The sequence below is a fragment of the Synechococcus sp. MIT S9503 genome (genome assembly GCF_047304175.1).
Lineage (GTDB): Bacteria > Cyanobacteriota > Cyanobacteriia > PCC-6307 > Cyanobiaceae > Synechococcus_C.
This window is the reverse complement of the sequence record NZ_CP138955.1, coordinates 2023811-2038674: the sequence shown is the minus strand read 5'-3', so window position 1 is coordinate 2038674 and position 14864 is coordinate 2023811. Positions and strand designations below refer to the sequence as shown.

Genomic DNA, 14864 nt, shown 5'->3' with positions numbered 1-14864 from the left:
GAGCTCGCATCAGCCATGTCTTGTGACTGTTGTTACGGATCCTTGTTGAGGGTGACCCGATTTTAAAAAATCACAAATATTGTGTAGTGCTCGGTACGCAATTTCCTGGCTTGGATTCGATCAGCAACCATAGAGAGCTGCCGAAAAGTTTTTAGTTGTTGGAGTAAAAAGAGGGTTGATTGGCAGGCAGCCGCAGCCGGAAAATTTCCTTCTGTTTGTGTTTGCAGCTGGAGGATTCTCTGGAGCTTGAAAGGGATCAGTTGCAAGCCTTGCCCAGTCGCCCGTTGATCCAACACAGCTCTGTATGTGTTTGAAACAGAGCTGTGAAGCACTCAGCTTTCACTCTTTGATCGTACAAAAAGAGTCGATCACTCAGTGGGTGTAAGCCACGCCCCTGTATTTCAGCTGGACTACCATGGGGCGAACTTCTGCTTGACGAGTCTGATAGGCCTGCCGGCGATAAGTGAGCTGTACAGCTGGTTTCTTCGCACACTCTTTGTGCTGGTCGTAGGTGTGGCCTCGATAAAGAAGCGTGCTCATGATTCAGTTCTCCGAAGCAAGCTCAGGTTCCCGTTCCATGGCCTGAGTCGTACTGCGCCCCACCGTTGATGTTCTGGTGTTCAGACTGATACCAGTTTCGAAAAGTTTTGGATTCAGTGGCTGTTGATGTTTTGTAGCTGCCTGAACACATTGGTGAACAACTGGGTTCCACTCTTTTGCAGATGCCTGCCAAGTCGCTTCCAGTCGTTGCGAAGCTGATCGGCCCCGTTCTTTCCGATTGCGCTAACGATGTAAGCGGCGTCGGCCTGAATCCATCGCTCCAGGTTCGGTCCTGAAATTTCGAGGTGGCACTGAAGGCCAACGGCATGTCGATCGATCTTGAACACCTGCTCGGGGCAGTGCAATGACGAACCAAGCAAGGTGGCGTCATTGGGGAGTCGGATGCGGTCGCCATGCCAGTGCAGGACCATTGCACTGGGATCAAGGCCATGGAGCAGCGGTTCTTCGCTGGGGTTGACCAGCCAGTGGATGGCTCCAATCCCCAGTTCCTTCATTGGTGAAGAGGGTTCTCCCACGCTGAGCGGCTCCACCGATCCTCCAGCCGCCACAGCAAGCAGCTGGGCTCCCAGGCAGATCCCCAACACTGGTTTTTTCTGCCGATGCCAGCGCGACAGCCACTCCAGTTCATGCCGAAGCCAATCCATCTTCGGGTCGTTGCACTGGTTCACCCCCATCGGTCCTCCAAGCACCACAGCAATGGTGTCTGGAGTGCTGGCCGGGTCGGGCAGGAGCTCGCCGAGATCCGGACGGATCGTCCGGATGCTCATTCCGCGTTGCATCGCAAGTTCACCGATCAGATCCGGACCCTCATGATCAATGTGCTGAATCACCATCAGGGAGTGATTCACAACAGGAGGTAGCGCTGGGCGAGTGGCAGCACGTCGGCGGGCTCGCAGCTGAGCAGCTTGTCATCAGCGAACACCTCATAGGTCTGTGGGTCGACGTTCATCTTCGGCAGGGCGGAATTGAGCTTCAGGGAATTTTTGTTCACGCTGCGGGTGTCTGCCACCGCCATACAGGTTCGTTGAAGCCCCAGTTGTCGTGGGATCTCGGCGTCCATTGCAGCAGCGCTGATGAAGGTGAGACAACTGGGGGCCAAGGCTTTGCCGAAGGCGCCGAACATCGGGCGGCCGTGCACGGGCCCCGGAGTCGGTATCGAGGCGTTGGCGTCCCCCATCTGGGCCCAGACGATTGAGCCGCCCTTGAGGACGAGTTCAGGGCGAATGCCGAAGAAGCCCGGCTTCCACAGCACCAGATCAGCGAGCTTGCCGGTTTCGATCGACCCCACCTCCGTGCTGATGCCGTGGGCCATTGCCGGGTTGATGGTCACCTTGGCGATGTAGCGCTTGAGGCGGTGGTTGTCGTTTCGATCGGTGTCTTCCGGCAGTGCACCGCGCTGCACCTTCATCTTGTGAGCCGTCTGGAAGGTGCGGGTGATCACCTCGCCGACACGGCCCATGGCCTGGGAGTCGCTGGCGATGATCGAGAAGGCGCCCAGGTCGTGAAGGATATCTTCGGCGGCGATTGTTTCGCGGCGGATGCGCGACTCGGCGAAGGCCACGTCTTCAGGGATCTTCGGATCCAGATGGTGGCAGACCATCAGCATGTCGAGGTGCTCCTCGAGCGTGTTGGTGGTGTAGGGCCTGGTGGGGTTGGTGCTGCTCGGCAGCACATTGGCTTCACCGCAGATTTTGATGATGTCCGGGGCATGGCCACCACCGGCGCCCTCGGTGTGGAAGGTGTGAATCGTTCGCCCGTTGATGGCTGCAATCGTGTCTTCAACGAAGCCCGCTTCGTTCAGCGTGTCGGTGTGGATGCAGACCTGCACGTCCATCCGATCGGCGACTGAAAGGCAGGCATCGATCGTGGCCGGTGTGGTGCCCCAGTCTTCGTGCAGTTTGAGGCCGCAGGCGCCGGCACGCACCTGCTCTTCGAGGGCTTCGGGAGTACTGGCATTGCCTTTTCCGAAGAAGCCCAGATTCACAGGAAGACCTTCGGCGGCCTGAAGCATCCGCCCGATGTGGAAGGCTCCGGGGGTGCAGGTGGTGGCATTGGTGCCTGTGGCCGGACCCGTGCCTCCACCCATGAGGGTGGTGACGCCGCTGGCCAGCGCCGTCTCAATCTGCTGGGGGCAGATGAAGTGGATATGGGTGTCGATGCCACCTGCGGTCAGGATGTGGCCCTCGCCTGCAATCGCTTCGGTGCCTGGACCCACCACGATCGTCACTCCCTGCTGTGTGTCGGGATTGCCTGCCTTGCCGATGCCCACGATGCGGCCATCCTTGAGACCCACATCGGCTTTGATGATCCCCCACCAGTCGAGGATCAGAGCATTGGTGATCACCGTGTCAACGGCTCCTGCTGCTCGTGATGTCTGCGACTGGCCCATGCCGTCGCGGATGACCTTGCCGCCGCCGAACTTCACCTCATCGCCGTAGACCGTGTAATCCCTTTCCACTTCAAGGATCAGATCGGTGTCGGCAAGACGCACGCGGTCGCCGGTTGTGGGTCCGTAGGTCTCGGCGTAGGCCTGTCGGGAAATTCGGTAAGACATGGATCAGGCGTCGAGTGGTCCGTTGATGCGGCCGTTGAAACCGATCACGCGACGGTCACCGGCGAACGGAACCAGGTTGACGTCGCGACTGTCTCCCGGCTCAAACCTGATGGCTGTTCCAGCAGGGATGTCGAGCCGCTGACCACGGGCGGCCGCTCGGTCGAACTGGAGAGCTGCATTGGCTTCCGCAAAGTGGAAATGAGAGCCCACCTGCACAGGCCGATCACCGCCGTTGGCAACGCTGATGGTGGTAATGGGCCGGCCCGCATTGAGTTCAATCTCGCCAGGCTCGGGCAGAAGTTCGCCAGGAATCAGGGTTGTCATCGGTGAGGTCTCAGCGGATCGGGTCGTGAAGCGTCACGAGCTTGGTGCCATCGGGGAAGACAGCTTCGATCTGCACTTCCTGCACCAGCGCTGCGACGCCTTCCATCACCTGATCACGGCGTAACCAGGTGGTGCCTTCCTGCATCAGTTCGGCCACGCTTTTGCCGTCACGGGCCCCTTCCAGGATCAGAAAACTGAGCCAGGCAACTGCTTCAGGATGATTGAGATGGAGGCCTCGCTTGAGCCGGCGTTCGGCCAGCAGGGCTGCGGTCACGATCAGGAGTTTGTCTTTTTCCTGGGGGCTGAGTTGCATGGGAGGCCTTGGTCAGCTCCAGTGTGTAGTTGTCATGGTTGCTGCAGTGTTCGTTCTGAACTATCAGCGCTGCAGTGGTGCTTCCTGCAGTGGCCACACGCGTGGAATGCGTGGTGCCTGCAGTTTGCGCAGAGCTCTGGTTCGTGCCCAGATTCGACTGAACCAGAAGCGAGCATCCCGGCTGGAGGTTCCGACGTAGCGCGCTACCAGACCTTGATGCAGAGCACTGCAGCTCATGGTTCCACTGAGGCCTTCTCTGTCGGAGCGGACGTCGCTCAGCAAGTTGCTGATGCGGGATTCCTCAAGGTTCATTGGTGCGGCCCACACCAATGAACCAAAGACTGGCTTGCTATTGAGGCCGTGCAGGTCGTTGACGGCGTCACCTCCTAATTCAATCCGATCCACGAGCTCCCAGTCCTCCGGTCGCCCGTTGTTCCTGTTGCAACGTTGAATCGATAGGTTTGATCGCCATTGACCCTGCTGGAGCGATTCACCTGAGGCGGTCCGGCCCAGACGCACTATTTCTGTACCGAGGAATGATGCGTCAGCATGTAGCTGCACCATGAAATGCTGTTCATAGAGCCCGTCGGCGAAAACCACAAGTTCCTGCGGCAACCACTCCAAGTCACTCTGCTTGTCAAGATGGCACCGCACGTGTTGACATGCCCAGCGGCCTCTCGGTTCGAGTTGACTGCGACCCACCGAGCCGTAAATCTTCTGCGCCGCCACACTTGTGACCAGACCTCGGCTGTTGGGTTCGAGTGTGAGTTCGATACTCAGCTGATCTCCTCCGACCAGCCCCCCCGCTGTATGCAGCAACGGCAGTTCACAGCGACCGTTCTCACCTTTCTCCGCGCGCAGCATTTTGAATGGTGCGCTGCAGCCTCCCTGGTGGCGGGTGTGATCACCACTGCGCTGAAAGGTCAACTGGCAGTGGCCGTGCCAGGGCTCGAGTCGTTGCATGGGGCCACGCTCGATGCTTGATCGTCAAGGCTCTGTAGCAATCCACACCAAAAGTCAGTTGGCTGCCCGGCAGTCTCAGCATCTGACGGGAAGCAGCAGTGCTTGAGAGTCTGATTGTGTTGGAGCATCGCCTCGCTGCCAATCATTCATGCGGTGTTCGGAAGGATCGTCAGATGGAACTGCCATTGACTGCAGACGAGCGCATGGTGTTGCGAGCCCGCCGCCGAACGCGATGTGGAAAGGAAGTGTTGTTGCAGTTACCGCGGGACCAGGCGCTTCAACCCGGCGATCGGTTGATGGATGGGGAGATGACGCTGCAGGTGGAAGTGATCGCGGCTTCCGAGCCTTTGCTGAGGGTGAGCGCAGTGACGCTGCTTGAGCTGCTTCAGGCTGCTTATCACCTGGGGAATCGCCATGTGGCACTCGAGCTGCATGAACAGGAACTATTCCTGCCTGATGACGCGGTTCTGGCTTCGATGTTGCGCAGTCGCGGACTCAAGGTGAGCTCCTGCAACCGCGCGTTTTTGCCTGAAGGTGGTGCCTACGGGGGTGGACATTCGCATGGTCATGGAGTCGCCTCGACATGACGACCCTCTCATTGCTGCAGTTGGTTAGTCCTGCTCTGCCGGTTGGAGCGTTTAGTTATTCAGAGGGGCTTGAGTCATTGATTCAGTCCGGAGCTCTCAAAGATGAACAGGAAGTGGAGCATTGGTTGAATGCAGAGCTCCAGCAAGGTGCTTTGCGCTTTGAAGCCGCTGCGCTGAGTCATTTGGCCGAAGATTTGCTGTGTTGGTCCACCCATGCGGATTTGGATGCACGGAACCGGATTCGAGATCTCAATGGATGGCTTCTGGCAAACCGTGAGGCTTCCATGGTCAGGGCCCAGCAGCGTCAGATGGGGGGCTCATTGCTTCAGCTCATGGCAGAGATGGGACACCCCCTTCCCCAGCTACTGCCCCTTGCTTGGCCGGCAGCTTGGGCTTGGGCGGCACTGTCGCTTCAGGTGTCTGAACAGGAGATGGTTGAGGGCTACCTCTACGGCTGGGTTGCCAATCAGCTCAGTTCGACGGTGCGACTGTTGCCATTGGGACCCACGCGGGCTCAGGTGATTCAGCATCGTTTGCTTCCCAGAATTGCCTTAACAGCCAAAGAGCTCTGCGGAGCCAATCCGCGTCAGCTTTGGTCGGGAGGTGTAGGTGCCTCGATGGCTCAGATGGCCCATGCTGAGCTGTATTCCCGTCTGTTCAGAAGCTGATGGCCAGTAAGTTGCGTCTCGGTGTTGCAGGGCCCGTAGGCTCTGGCAAGACCGCATTGGTTGAAGCTCTCTGCCGAAGAATGCGGAATCAGCTGGAATTAGCTGTTGTCACCAATGATATCTATACGCAGGAAGATGCTCAGTTCCTGACTCGCGTTGGGGCGTTAGATCCAGATCGTATCCGGGGTGTAGAGACAGGGGGTTGTCCCCATACGGCAATACGTGAGGATTGCTCGATCAATCGTGCAGCGGTCACTGAGTTGGAAACTCAATTCCCCAGTCTCGATCTGGTCTTTGTTGAAAGTGGCGGCGACAATCTTGCTGCAAGCTTCAGCCCAGAGCTGGTTGATCAGTGCATTTATGTCATTGATGTTGCTGCTGGTGACAAGATTCCCCGCAAGGGAGGTCCAGGAATCACACGATCTGATTTTTTAGTGATCAATAAAATCGATCTTGCTCCTCTTGTCGGGGCCAGCCTTGATGTGATGGCTCGCGATGCAAGGATCATGCGTCAGGGTCGCCCTTGGTGCTTTACCAACCTCAATTCAGGTGAGGGTGTAAACACGGTCGAACAGTTTTTGTTGCAACAACTACCTGTTTAATGTTGCAATAGATACCTCTTAAATTTTCGACCGACTTTCAAAAAAGAATTGGTAGCAGCAGACACAAATTCAGTTTATTCGAGCGTTCATGGTTGATGAGCTGACATGGTCGGCGCTCAATCAATTCTTTGAACGTGCAATGAAATCCTCGCTTTCAAAGCGTCTTATCGCCGGCTTTGCTGCCTCTGCGCTGGGCATTTCTGTCACAGCTTGTGGTGGTGGAAGTGGTGGCGGTAGTGATTCAGCTGGCAATTTTGATGGGGACATCAAAGTCGGCATCCTTCACTCTCTGAGTGGAACTATGGCCATCTCCGAAACCACCCTCAAAGAAACAGAGGAGATGGCAATCAAAGAGATTAATGATGCTGGTGGCGTCAAAATTGACGGCAAAAGCTTCAGAATTGTGTCCACTTCGGAGGATGGAGCGTCCGATTGGCCAACATTTGCTGAAAAGTCTCAGAAGCTCATTGATGCCGACGGCGTAGCTGTTGTCTTTGGTGGATGGACATCTGCCAGTCGCAAGGCGATGCTTCCAGTATATGAAGCAAAGGATCATTTCCTCTTCTACCCCATTCAATACGAAGGTCAGGAATGTTCCAAAAATATCTTCTATACGGGTGCAGTTCCAAATCAACAAGCTGAACCAGCTGTTGATTGGCTTTTTGAGACTTTTGCTGATAAGTATGGCAAAAAAGTCTACCTAGTTGGTTCTGATTATGTCTACCCTCGAACTGCTAATACAATCATCAAAGAGCAAGTCAAGAGTCTCGGAGGGGAAACGGTAGGCGAAGACTACATACCCCTGGGGAATACTGAAGTTGCTCCAATTATTGCCAAAATCAAAAAGGAGTTCCCCGACGGCGGGATTATCATTAATACTCTAAATGGTGATTCCAATGTGGCATTGTTTAAGCAATTCAAAGCTGCTGGAATTACTCCTGATAAGTACCCGATTATGTCATTCTCAATCGCAGAGGAGGAGATCAGACAAATTGGTCCTGAATATGTCGGTGGTACCTATGCAGCCTGGAATTATTTCATGTCTCTAGGTACAGAGGCTGCAAATAATTTCAATGAAGCATTCCTCTCAATGTATGGAGACGATCGAGTCACCAATGACCCGATGGAGTCTGCATACAACATGGTTTACCTCTGGAAGGCAGCTGTGGAGAAGGCTGGTACCTATGAAGATCTCGATGCGGTTAGAACTGCTCTGATCGGGATCAAGCTTGATGCACCTCAAGGTCCGATCGAGATGTACCCCAACCACCACATCTCTCAAACTGTCCGAATTGGTGAGGCACAGGACGATGGTCAGTTCAAGATTCTCTGGGATAGCAAGACACCAGTTTCACCAATTACCTGGAATCAATATGTTCCAGAAACCAAGGGCTATAAGTGCGACTGGACTCAAGATCGTCCCGATGCAGGTAAGTTCAAGATGTAACTATTACGTCTGAAATCATTCCTTAGATGAGCCACAATTACTTGAGGCTCATCTTTTTTTTTCTATGAACTCATGGAATTAATTTTTTCACAGCTACTCGATGGTATCAGTATTGGTGCCGTCCTTCTGCTAGCTGCAACCGGCCTGGCAATTGTGTTTGGATTGATGGGTGTCATCAATCTTGCACATGGTGAGTTGATGATGGTTGGCGCATATGTGACGTTCGTCACTCAAAATATGTTCAAGCCATTGGGAGATGGCATCTTTCAGCTCTATTACATTGTCGCTCTTTTCTTCGCGTTCATGGTCACTGCTTTGGTTGGTGTTCTTCTAGAGAGAACATTGATCCGGCAGTTATATGGACGCCCTCTCGAAACATTACTTGCCACATGGGGTGTCAGTCTCGTTTTGATTCAATTTATTCGGAGCGTATCGACAAGTATGGCACTTGGAATTGCCATTGCTTTGATTATTGGATTCTCAGCTCGTAAATTCGCACCACTAAAACTTCGTAAGGCTCAATTTTATCCCTACCTGTCTGGTCTCTTTTGGCTGATTTCCGCGGTTCTCGGATTCTTTTCCATTACGGCTATGTCTGGGTCAAAAGTGCTTGCAAAGCCTTGGTTTGGCCCTCGAAATATTGATGTGACGGCGCCTAAATGGTTACAAGGAAGTTGGGGATCAATTGCCGGGATCGAGCTTCCGGGCATTCGTATATTTATCATCGTTTTGTCGTTCTTGTTGCTCGCACTAGTCGCCTGGTTTTTAACCAAAAGTGTTTGGGGTTTGCGTATCAGGGCTGTTACACAGAATCGTCAGATGAGTAACTGTTTAGGTATTCCAACAGACAGTGTCGACAGTATTACTTTTGGAATCGGATCGGGTTTGGCGGGAGTTGCCGGTGCTGCGATCACTTTGTTGGGATCGGTCGGACCGAATTTAGGTGCGGCTTATATTGTTTCCTGTTTTATGGTGATTGTTTTAGGCGGTGTAGGAAATCTTGTAGGAACAGTTATTGCTTCATTGATGCTGGGTATTATTCAATCAATCATTGGTTCTGGTTCGCTGCTGATTGCGTTCCCAGATATGCCTGCTTCAGCTGCTTCAGTAGTTGAGTTCTTTGCAACTACAAGCATGTCTTATGTGCTGATATTTATTTTTATTATTGCCTTCCTGCAGTTCAAGCCGACCGGCATGTTCCCTCAAAAGGGTCGCTCGGTTGAAGTCTGATTTTTTCTTCACCTGATTCATCATGAAACTCTTTCGCCGTCTCGTCCCTTGGATTCTTCTGGCTTTTGCCTTCTTTGTTCTGCCTGCAATCCTTTCGCAATTCCGCTTGAATCTGTTTGGAAGGTACTTTTCTTTGGCAATTGTTGCTCTTGGAATTGATCTAATCTGGGGTTACACAGGGCTTCTAAGTCTTGGGCAGGGCATCTTCTTTGCGCTTGGCGGATATGCAATTGCGATGCATTTGCTTCTGGTCACCAATAATGATTTCACCACAGGTGCTAATGGTTTGCCTAAGTTTTTTGAAAATTATGGTGTTGATAATCTTCCTTTCTTCTGGCAGCCATTCTGGTCGTTACCCGTTACGGTGATTGCCATTTGGATTATTCCAGCATTGATAGCTGGCTTGGTAGGTTATCTTATCTTCAGGAATCGAATTAAGGGCGTTTATTTCTCAATCATTACTCAAGCAACGTTGATGGTATTTTACCATTTTTTCAACGGTCAGCAAAAGCTTGTTAATGGAACTAATGGTTTGAAAACATCTACAACCGAGCTTTTTGGAATGATTGTAGGCTCTGATGATGCACAAATAGTTTTTTACCGAATTACCCTAGTGCTTCTACCGCTTGCTTATCTTTTGTGCAAATTTTTAACAAGCGGTCGTTTTGGAGATGCGCTGATCGGTATCAGAGACGATGAGGCGCGAGTGCGTTTCACCGGTTTTAATCCTGTTCCATTTAAGGTTATCGTTTTTCTTGTTGCCGGTGGACTAGCTGGCATTTCCGGAGCGCTTTACACAGTTCAATCTGGAATTGTTTCACCACAATACATGGCAATTTCAATGTCTATTGAAATGGTCATTTGGGTTGCAGTTGGCGGGAGAGGAACGTTGATAGGTCCTATCATTGGTGCTGTTTTAGTTAATTACCTGCGAAGTCTTGTCAGTGAGGCATTGCCGGAAGCCTGGCTTTTTGTTCAAGGCGGTCTCTTTATTTTTGTAGTGGTTTTGATGCCAGACGGAATTTATGGCTGGTTCACGAAGGGTGGTTTGACCTCAATGCTTGCTGCATTTGGAATTTCTAGAAAGTCAAAAACCTACCCGCGCATCGATGTTGATGAGCAGATTAATTTCGAGCCAAAAACCATTGTTCAGAAATAGTCCACTATCTATTGACCTTTCCACCTTTTCTTAAATTATGCCAACACCAATTCTTGAACTGGATGATGTCAGTGTTGATTTTGATGGCTTCTTCGCTCTGACTGATCTTTCACTTGCACTCTATCCTGGCGAACTTCGCTCAATTATCGGGCCGAACGGCGCAGGGAAAACTACGTTTCTTGATGTCATCACCGGCAAGGTAAAACCAACAAAAGGCTCTGTTTCGTTACGTGGTCAGAGTATTCTCGGACTATCCGAACAGAAAATCTCAAGACTTGGGGTTGGCCGCAAATTCCAAACTCCGCGTGTGTTTGAAAACTTGTCTGTTCTGCGAAATCTTGAATTTGCGGCCTCACCCAGCAAGTCACCATTCAAATTAATGTTTGAATCTTTGACTTCGGTTGTTAAAGATGAGGTTCATCGAATTATGGATTATGTGGGGCTGGCGCCCTACGCGAAAGTCGATGCTGGCTCACTCTCTCATGGCCAGAAGCAATGGTTGGCCATCTCTATGTTGGTTGCACAAGCTCCGGATGTCATTTTGCTTGATGAGCCTGTTGCTGGTCTCACTGACGAGGAAACGGCAAGAACTGCAGAGCTGATTAAATCTCTTGCAGGGGATCATACAGTTGTTGTGATTGAGCATGATATGGAATTTATTCGAGATCTAGGTGCACCAGTCACTGTGCTACATCAAGGTCAACTATTGACGCAGGGCATGATTGATGATGTGAAACAAGATCCCAGAGTAATTGAAGTCTATCTTGGTCAATCTGACGATGGCTAATTTATGATTTCTAAAATATTTTCTACATTTCTTCTTGTTCAAATTTAACTGGTTATGGCTCCTTCAACAGCAACAAAGACGATTCTACAGGTTTCTGGATTGAACGTTTACTATGGGGAGAGTCACATTCTCCGGAATGTAGATCTTCATATTCCTGAGGGTCAAATGATTTGTATGATTGGCCGGAATGGGGTGGGAAAAACAACTTTTCTGAAGACGATTATTGGACTCTTGAATCAAGAAAGTGGCACGATTGAGTATGATGGTCAATTGCTTCAAAGGCAGGCTCCTTATCAACGTGCCAGGCAGGGAATTGGCTATGTCTCACAAGGTCGCGACATTATTCCTCGCATCACAGTCAAGGAGAATTTACTCCTAGGTATGGAGTCTTTACCTGGCGGCCTTTCCAAAAATCGTCATATTGATCCGATTGTTTTTGAGCTCTTTCCGATTCTTGAGCAATTCCTGAATCGGCGTGGTGGAGATCTTAGTGGTGGTCAACAGCAGCAACTCGCTATCGCGCGAGCTCTGCTAGGTAAGCCAAAACTTCTTCTACTGGATGAGCCCACTGAGGGAATTCAGCCTTCTATCATTCTTGATATTGAGAATGCTGTACAACGCATTGTGCGAGATACAGGAATCAGTGTACTGCTGGTTGAGCAACATCTTCACTTTGTTAAAAAGTCAAGTTTCTATTATGCAATGCAGCGTGGTGGCATTGTTTCCAGTGGACCCACAGGAAGTCTGTCTGATGCTGTGATTGAAGAGTTCTTGACAGTCTGATTAGCTTTGTCTTTGATTAATGCCCTTGTTGTGATTCTTTTATGACGTTGTTTCATTTTGAATTATGAGGTTCACTAGCATCGATATTTTGTATTGAGTTATTTGATTTGTTGGTATCTTAGGACTGCATTTAATATCTTAACTGCCAATTGTTATGGTGCACAAAAAAGCCTCAGGTGAAAACCTGAGGCTTGTATTCATTGACCTGGATGTGGTGCAGACTCCTATGCCATGGCTGGTGCTTCCTCCTTGATCGAGGGCGCTTCAGCACTATGGCCATTTGTCGATGCAGGCATAGGACCTAGTTGCACTCCATCTGGATAGTACTTCCAACCATCTCTGACTTTGATGTCTGCATCCCATGGAAGTTTGTATTCGCCGTTGGCAAGATCTTTGACCCAGGTGAGATAGTTTTCCTTTTCGCCACCAGGCTTGCCGACATAAGCTCTGCATCCAAGGTTGAAGATATTGTTTTCAAGCGCCCAGTTTTCTCTTGCTTTGTCAACAAGGCGTGGGAAAAGCTCTGCAGTTACGATCTCCCAGGGATTTCTTTGGCCTTGTTGGATCACATTGCCATCGTAGTTACAGACTGTTCCTTCCCCGAAGTAATAGAAGACGTTATCGTAACCCGCCAAGTTGACAGAGATTGTATACATCAAATTCTGCCAAGCATTGGTTTGGTTGGTCAAGATCCATTGATCATTGACCTGGGTTGAATAACCTGAAATTCTGATGTAGACATTGGCTCCTTTGTAGGCCGCTTCTCGAGCAAGCTCCGGGAACATTCCGTCATGGCAAATGCAAACTGCCAGTTTTGAACCTTTAGGGCCATCACAGACCGGCATCCCATAGTTACCAGGGGACCAGGGTTCGATGGGTACCCACGGTTGAAGCTTTCTGTAGTGCAGTGCAATCTCTCCATCAGAGTTGATAATGATTGCAGTGTTGAAAGGTGGAAGACTGGGATCGTCATTTACTTCCATGAGGGAAAATACACCCCATACATCATTGTCCTTACATGCTTGGCGGAATCGATCGATTTCTGGCGAATCGATGCGCAGTAACATCTCATCGTAGGTCCAGATTTTTGTGTTCAGGCCCTGTGTTGAGTATTCGGGAAAGACAATGAGATCCAGGTCCGGGTAGCCAGCCTTTGTGTTTGCTAGGCATGTGCAGATCTTGTCGACCTGTACCTGAATATCCTGTGGACCTGTAATTACAGGGACAGGATATTGAACCATTGCTGTGAGCAATGCTTCGTCCCATGAACTGACGCTTCCTGTGCTTGCCATTGATAAAAATGATGACCATCTTCATGGTTTCATTTTCCATAAAATCATCAGGTAGTAACAGTCACATTTCACGACATTGCTGATTCGCGAGATCAATTTTGTATCAATTTATAGTTAGCTTGTTATTTTTTAATTGCCTTAAATTTTCATTCTAAATTGGAAAATATTGCTGGATTGACCCCATGCAGAGTGTGGATTTTTGCTAAGAATTGCTGGCGTCAATGTTTTTATCGTCGAATTCACCCTTACGGCATAGATTTTGCGCCAATCGTCGTGCCCAGATGGGAGCTTCTTGTTTTCCTTTGGAGATCACTTCGCCATTAAATCTCAGCAGTAGTTGCCATTGCGTATTGCCACCTTCTTTCCCCGCCTCCTCAATTTTGGATATTGGTTTCCCATAAATGTTGTCGTAGTCAGGCCAGCCAGGCAGCCCAGGCATACTGCAGACTGCGTTCACTTCGTGCAGAGATGCCTCGCCTGTCTTTGTGATGGCTTTCACTCCTCCGTCATAAAGACCATTCGGCTGACCTGGTTTGAACGATGAAGTTAATATCACTTCGATTGATTTCGTCTTGACGAGCACATCTCCGATCTTTGCTCTGCTTGCCGGCACTTCCAGGTTTGACCTGCTCGGATTTCCGCGCTCGTTTGATGAGCAACCCATGCCTAGGCTGATACTTGCAATGACGAGTGCCTGAGTGAACGTTTTATTGTGTACTTGCATGCTGAGTTATTCGAATAGAACCCACCGCCAATCGCTACGTTTTGTGTCGATTTGACGGACTGAACTTTACTTTTATAGGACGCGCCTTCAGGTTGAACTTGTAGCTCTTGCTACGAATTCGTTCACCTTGCTCACTTGCTCTGAGCATGGCGCAATCACTCCAGGCCATGGAACGGGGACTTGGATTGACTTCGGATTGAACATGTCAACACTCATTTTTCGTGGCAATCGCTACGAGTCAAAAGTTCTGACGGTTGAAAAGCCTCGGGTGACCCTCACCTATCGAAGGGCGACGTACCAGTCACGTCAGAGGCAAGTCTCGGCTGAGCAGGTGCTTTGTCTTCCTGATGGATTCATTCGTTCCAAGCGCACGGCTGAACTGATTGGTCTGCCTTTGCAGCCTTGTTCAACCAAGCATTTGATTTACCGCGGCATTTCCTACATCAAATGATGTGGGTTTGAATTTTCTCTTGATCAGGTGCTAATCGCTGCTTCATCGTTTTGAAGGCTCTGAGGTGTGAACGATAGTTCCATTCTGCACTTGCCCAGTGCTTATCTATTTTACCCGAAGCATTATTACGTGCACTTCAGGATGGGGTGTCGGCCTTTGAGCGGGATGTGTCAACTCGCCCATGCTGACTCCTGCATAGATTCCTGGTCTATTGCATAGTCAGTGACATATGCACGAATATCAAGCATCTTGCCATATGGAGACATTTTCCAGAACTCCAGTCTGGCTTCTTTTGGAGCTTCAAACCAGAACCATTCCTTTGGCATGACGACTTTTTCAAGGTAAAAATGAAGTTCGCCAATGCATTTAACGATGACCATTTTGTTGGTTTCGTTTCGGTACACACACTCGATCATTTG

Annotated in this window: 18 protein-coding genes; 9 read left to right on the top strand and 9 right to left on the bottom strand. The window is 50.4% G+C overall.

Annotated features, from left to right (window positions below):
* Positions 1 to 372: 372 nt before the first annotated feature.
* From SIB56_RS11295 to SIB56_RS11270, 6 genes are all read right to left on the bottom strand, one after another.
* Positions 373 to 540, bottom strand: coding sequence for a DUF4278 domain-containing protein (locus tag SIB56_RS11295; protein WP_413324033.1), 168 nt, complete (start codon positions 538 to 540; stop codon positions 373 to 375).
* Between the two features lie 113 nt (positions 541 to 653).
* On the bottom strand, positions 654 to 1394 hold the full coding sequence (locus tag SIB56_RS11290; protein ID WP_413324032.1) for a type 1 glutamine amidotransferase: 741 nt from the start codon (positions 1392 to 1394) through the stop codon (positions 654 to 656).
* 11 nt (positions 1395 to 1405) lie between these two features.
* On the bottom strand, positions 1406 to 3115 hold the full coding sequence (gene ureC, locus SIB56_RS11285; RefSeq protein WP_413324031.1) for an urease subunit alpha: 1710 nt from the start codon (positions 3113 to 3115) through the stop codon (positions 1406 to 1408).
* Positions 3116 to 3118: 3 nt separating this feature from the next.
* Positions 3119 to 3439 carry an urease subunit beta gene (locus tag SIB56_RS11280; protein ID WP_413324030.1) on the bottom strand — a complete coding sequence of 107 codons (321 nt, stop codon included), beginning with the start codon at positions 3437 to 3439 and terminating at the stop codon, positions 3119 to 3121.
* Between the two features lie 10 nt (positions 3440 to 3449).
* Positions 3450 to 3752 (bottom strand): urease subunit gamma, encoded by a 303-nt coding sequence (locus SIB56_RS11275; RefSeq protein ID WP_413324029.1) that lies wholly within the window; start codon positions 3750 to 3752, stop codon positions 3450 to 3452.
* Between the two features lie 63 nt (positions 3753 to 3815).
* Positions 3816 to 4715 carry an urease accessory protein UreD gene (locus SIB56_RS11270; protein WP_413324028.1) on the bottom strand — a complete coding sequence of 300 codons (900 nt, stop codon included), beginning with the start codon at positions 4713 to 4715 and terminating at the stop codon, positions 3816 to 3818.
* A gap of 98 nt (positions 4716 to 4813) precedes the next feature.
* Between SIB56_RS11270 and ureE the strand changes: the two genes are divergently transcribed.
* The 8 genes from ureE to urtE all read left to right on the top strand — a co-directional run bounded on the left by ureE (position 4814) and on the right by urtE (position 11978).
* Positions 4814 to 5302, top strand: a complete 489-nt coding sequence (ureE, locus tag SIB56_RS11265) for an urease accessory protein UreE (protein WP_413324027.1) — start codon at positions 4814 to 4816, stop codon at positions 5300 to 5302.
* The gene (locus SIB56_RS11260; protein WP_413324026.1) at positions 5299 to 5970 is read left to right on the top strand and encodes an urease accessory protein UreF; all 672 of its coding nucleotides are present in this window, start codon (positions 5299 to 5301) and stop codon (positions 5968 to 5970) included. The genes ureE and SIB56_RS11260 overlap by 4 nt, the downstream gene beginning before the upstream one ends.
* Positions 5970 to 6572, top strand: a complete 603-nt coding sequence (ureG, locus tag SIB56_RS11255; protein WP_413324025.1) for an urease accessory protein UreG — start codon at positions 5970 to 5972, stop codon at positions 6570 to 6572. The genes SIB56_RS11260 and ureG overlap by 1 nt, the downstream gene beginning before the upstream one ends.
* 139 nt (positions 6573 to 6711) lie before the next feature.
* On the top strand, positions 6712 to 8019 hold the full coding sequence (urtA, locus tag SIB56_RS11250; protein WP_413327336.1) for an urea ABC transporter substrate-binding protein: 1308 nt from the start codon (positions 6712 to 6714) through the stop codon (positions 8017 to 8019).
* A 72-nt stretch (positions 8020 to 8091) separates the two neighbouring features.
* Positions 8092 to 9249, top strand: coding sequence for an urea ABC transporter permease subunit UrtB (urtB, locus tag SIB56_RS11245; protein WP_413324024.1), 1158 nt, complete (start codon positions 8092 to 8094; stop codon positions 9247 to 9249).
* Positions 9250 to 9271: 22 nt separating this feature from the next.
* The gene (gene urtC / locus SIB56_RS11240) at positions 9272 to 10408 is read left to right on the top strand and encodes an urea ABC transporter permease subunit UrtC (protein WP_413324023.1); all 1137 of its coding nucleotides are present in this window, start codon (positions 9272 to 9274) and stop codon (positions 10406 to 10408) included.
* 37 nt (positions 10409 to 10445) lie between these two features.
* Positions 10446 to 11195 (top strand): urea ABC transporter ATP-binding protein UrtD, encoded by a 750-nt coding sequence (gene urtD / locus SIB56_RS11235; RefSeq protein WP_413324022.1) that lies wholly within the window; start codon positions 10446 to 10448, stop codon positions 11193 to 11195.
* Positions 11196 to 11249: 54 nt separating this feature from the next.
* Positions 11250 to 11978, top strand: coding sequence for an urea ABC transporter ATP-binding subunit UrtE (gene urtE, locus SIB56_RS11230; RefSeq protein WP_413324021.1), 729 nt, complete (start codon positions 11250 to 11252; stop codon positions 11976 to 11978).
* A gap of 224 nt (positions 11979 to 12202) precedes the next feature.
* Here the strand turns inward: urtE and SIB56_RS11225 are convergent, their stop codons facing one another.
* Together SIB56_RS11225 and SIB56_RS11220 are read right to left on the bottom strand one after the other, a co-directional pair.
* Positions 12203 to 13270 (bottom strand): formamidase, encoded by a 1068-nt coding sequence (locus SIB56_RS11225; protein WP_413324020.1) that lies wholly within the window; start codon positions 13268 to 13270, stop codon positions 12203 to 12205.
* A gap of 202 nt (positions 13271 to 13472) precedes the next feature.
* A complete protein-coding gene (locus SIB56_RS11220) occupies positions 13473 to 13994 on the bottom strand; it encodes a hypothetical protein (RefSeq protein WP_413324019.1) in 522 nt (173 codons plus the stop codon).
* Between the two features lie 202 nt (positions 13995 to 14196).
* On the opposite strand from SIB56_RS11220, the gene SIB56_RS11215 reads away from it, so the two are divergent.
* The gene (locus tag SIB56_RS11215; RefSeq protein ID WP_413324018.1) at positions 14197 to 14445 is read left to right on the top strand and encodes a DUF4278 domain-containing protein; all 249 of its coding nucleotides are present in this window, start codon (positions 14197 to 14199) and stop codon (positions 14443 to 14445) included.
* A gap of 170 nt (positions 14446 to 14615) precedes the next feature.
* Here SIB56_RS11215 and SIB56_RS11210 read toward each other — a convergent pair whose 3' ends face one another.
* A complete protein-coding gene (locus SIB56_RS11210) occupies positions 14616 to 14825 on the bottom strand; it encodes a DUF1830 domain-containing protein (RefSeq protein ID WP_413324017.1) in 210 nt (69 codons plus the stop codon).
* Between the last annotated feature and the right edge of the window lie 39 nt (positions 14826 to 14864).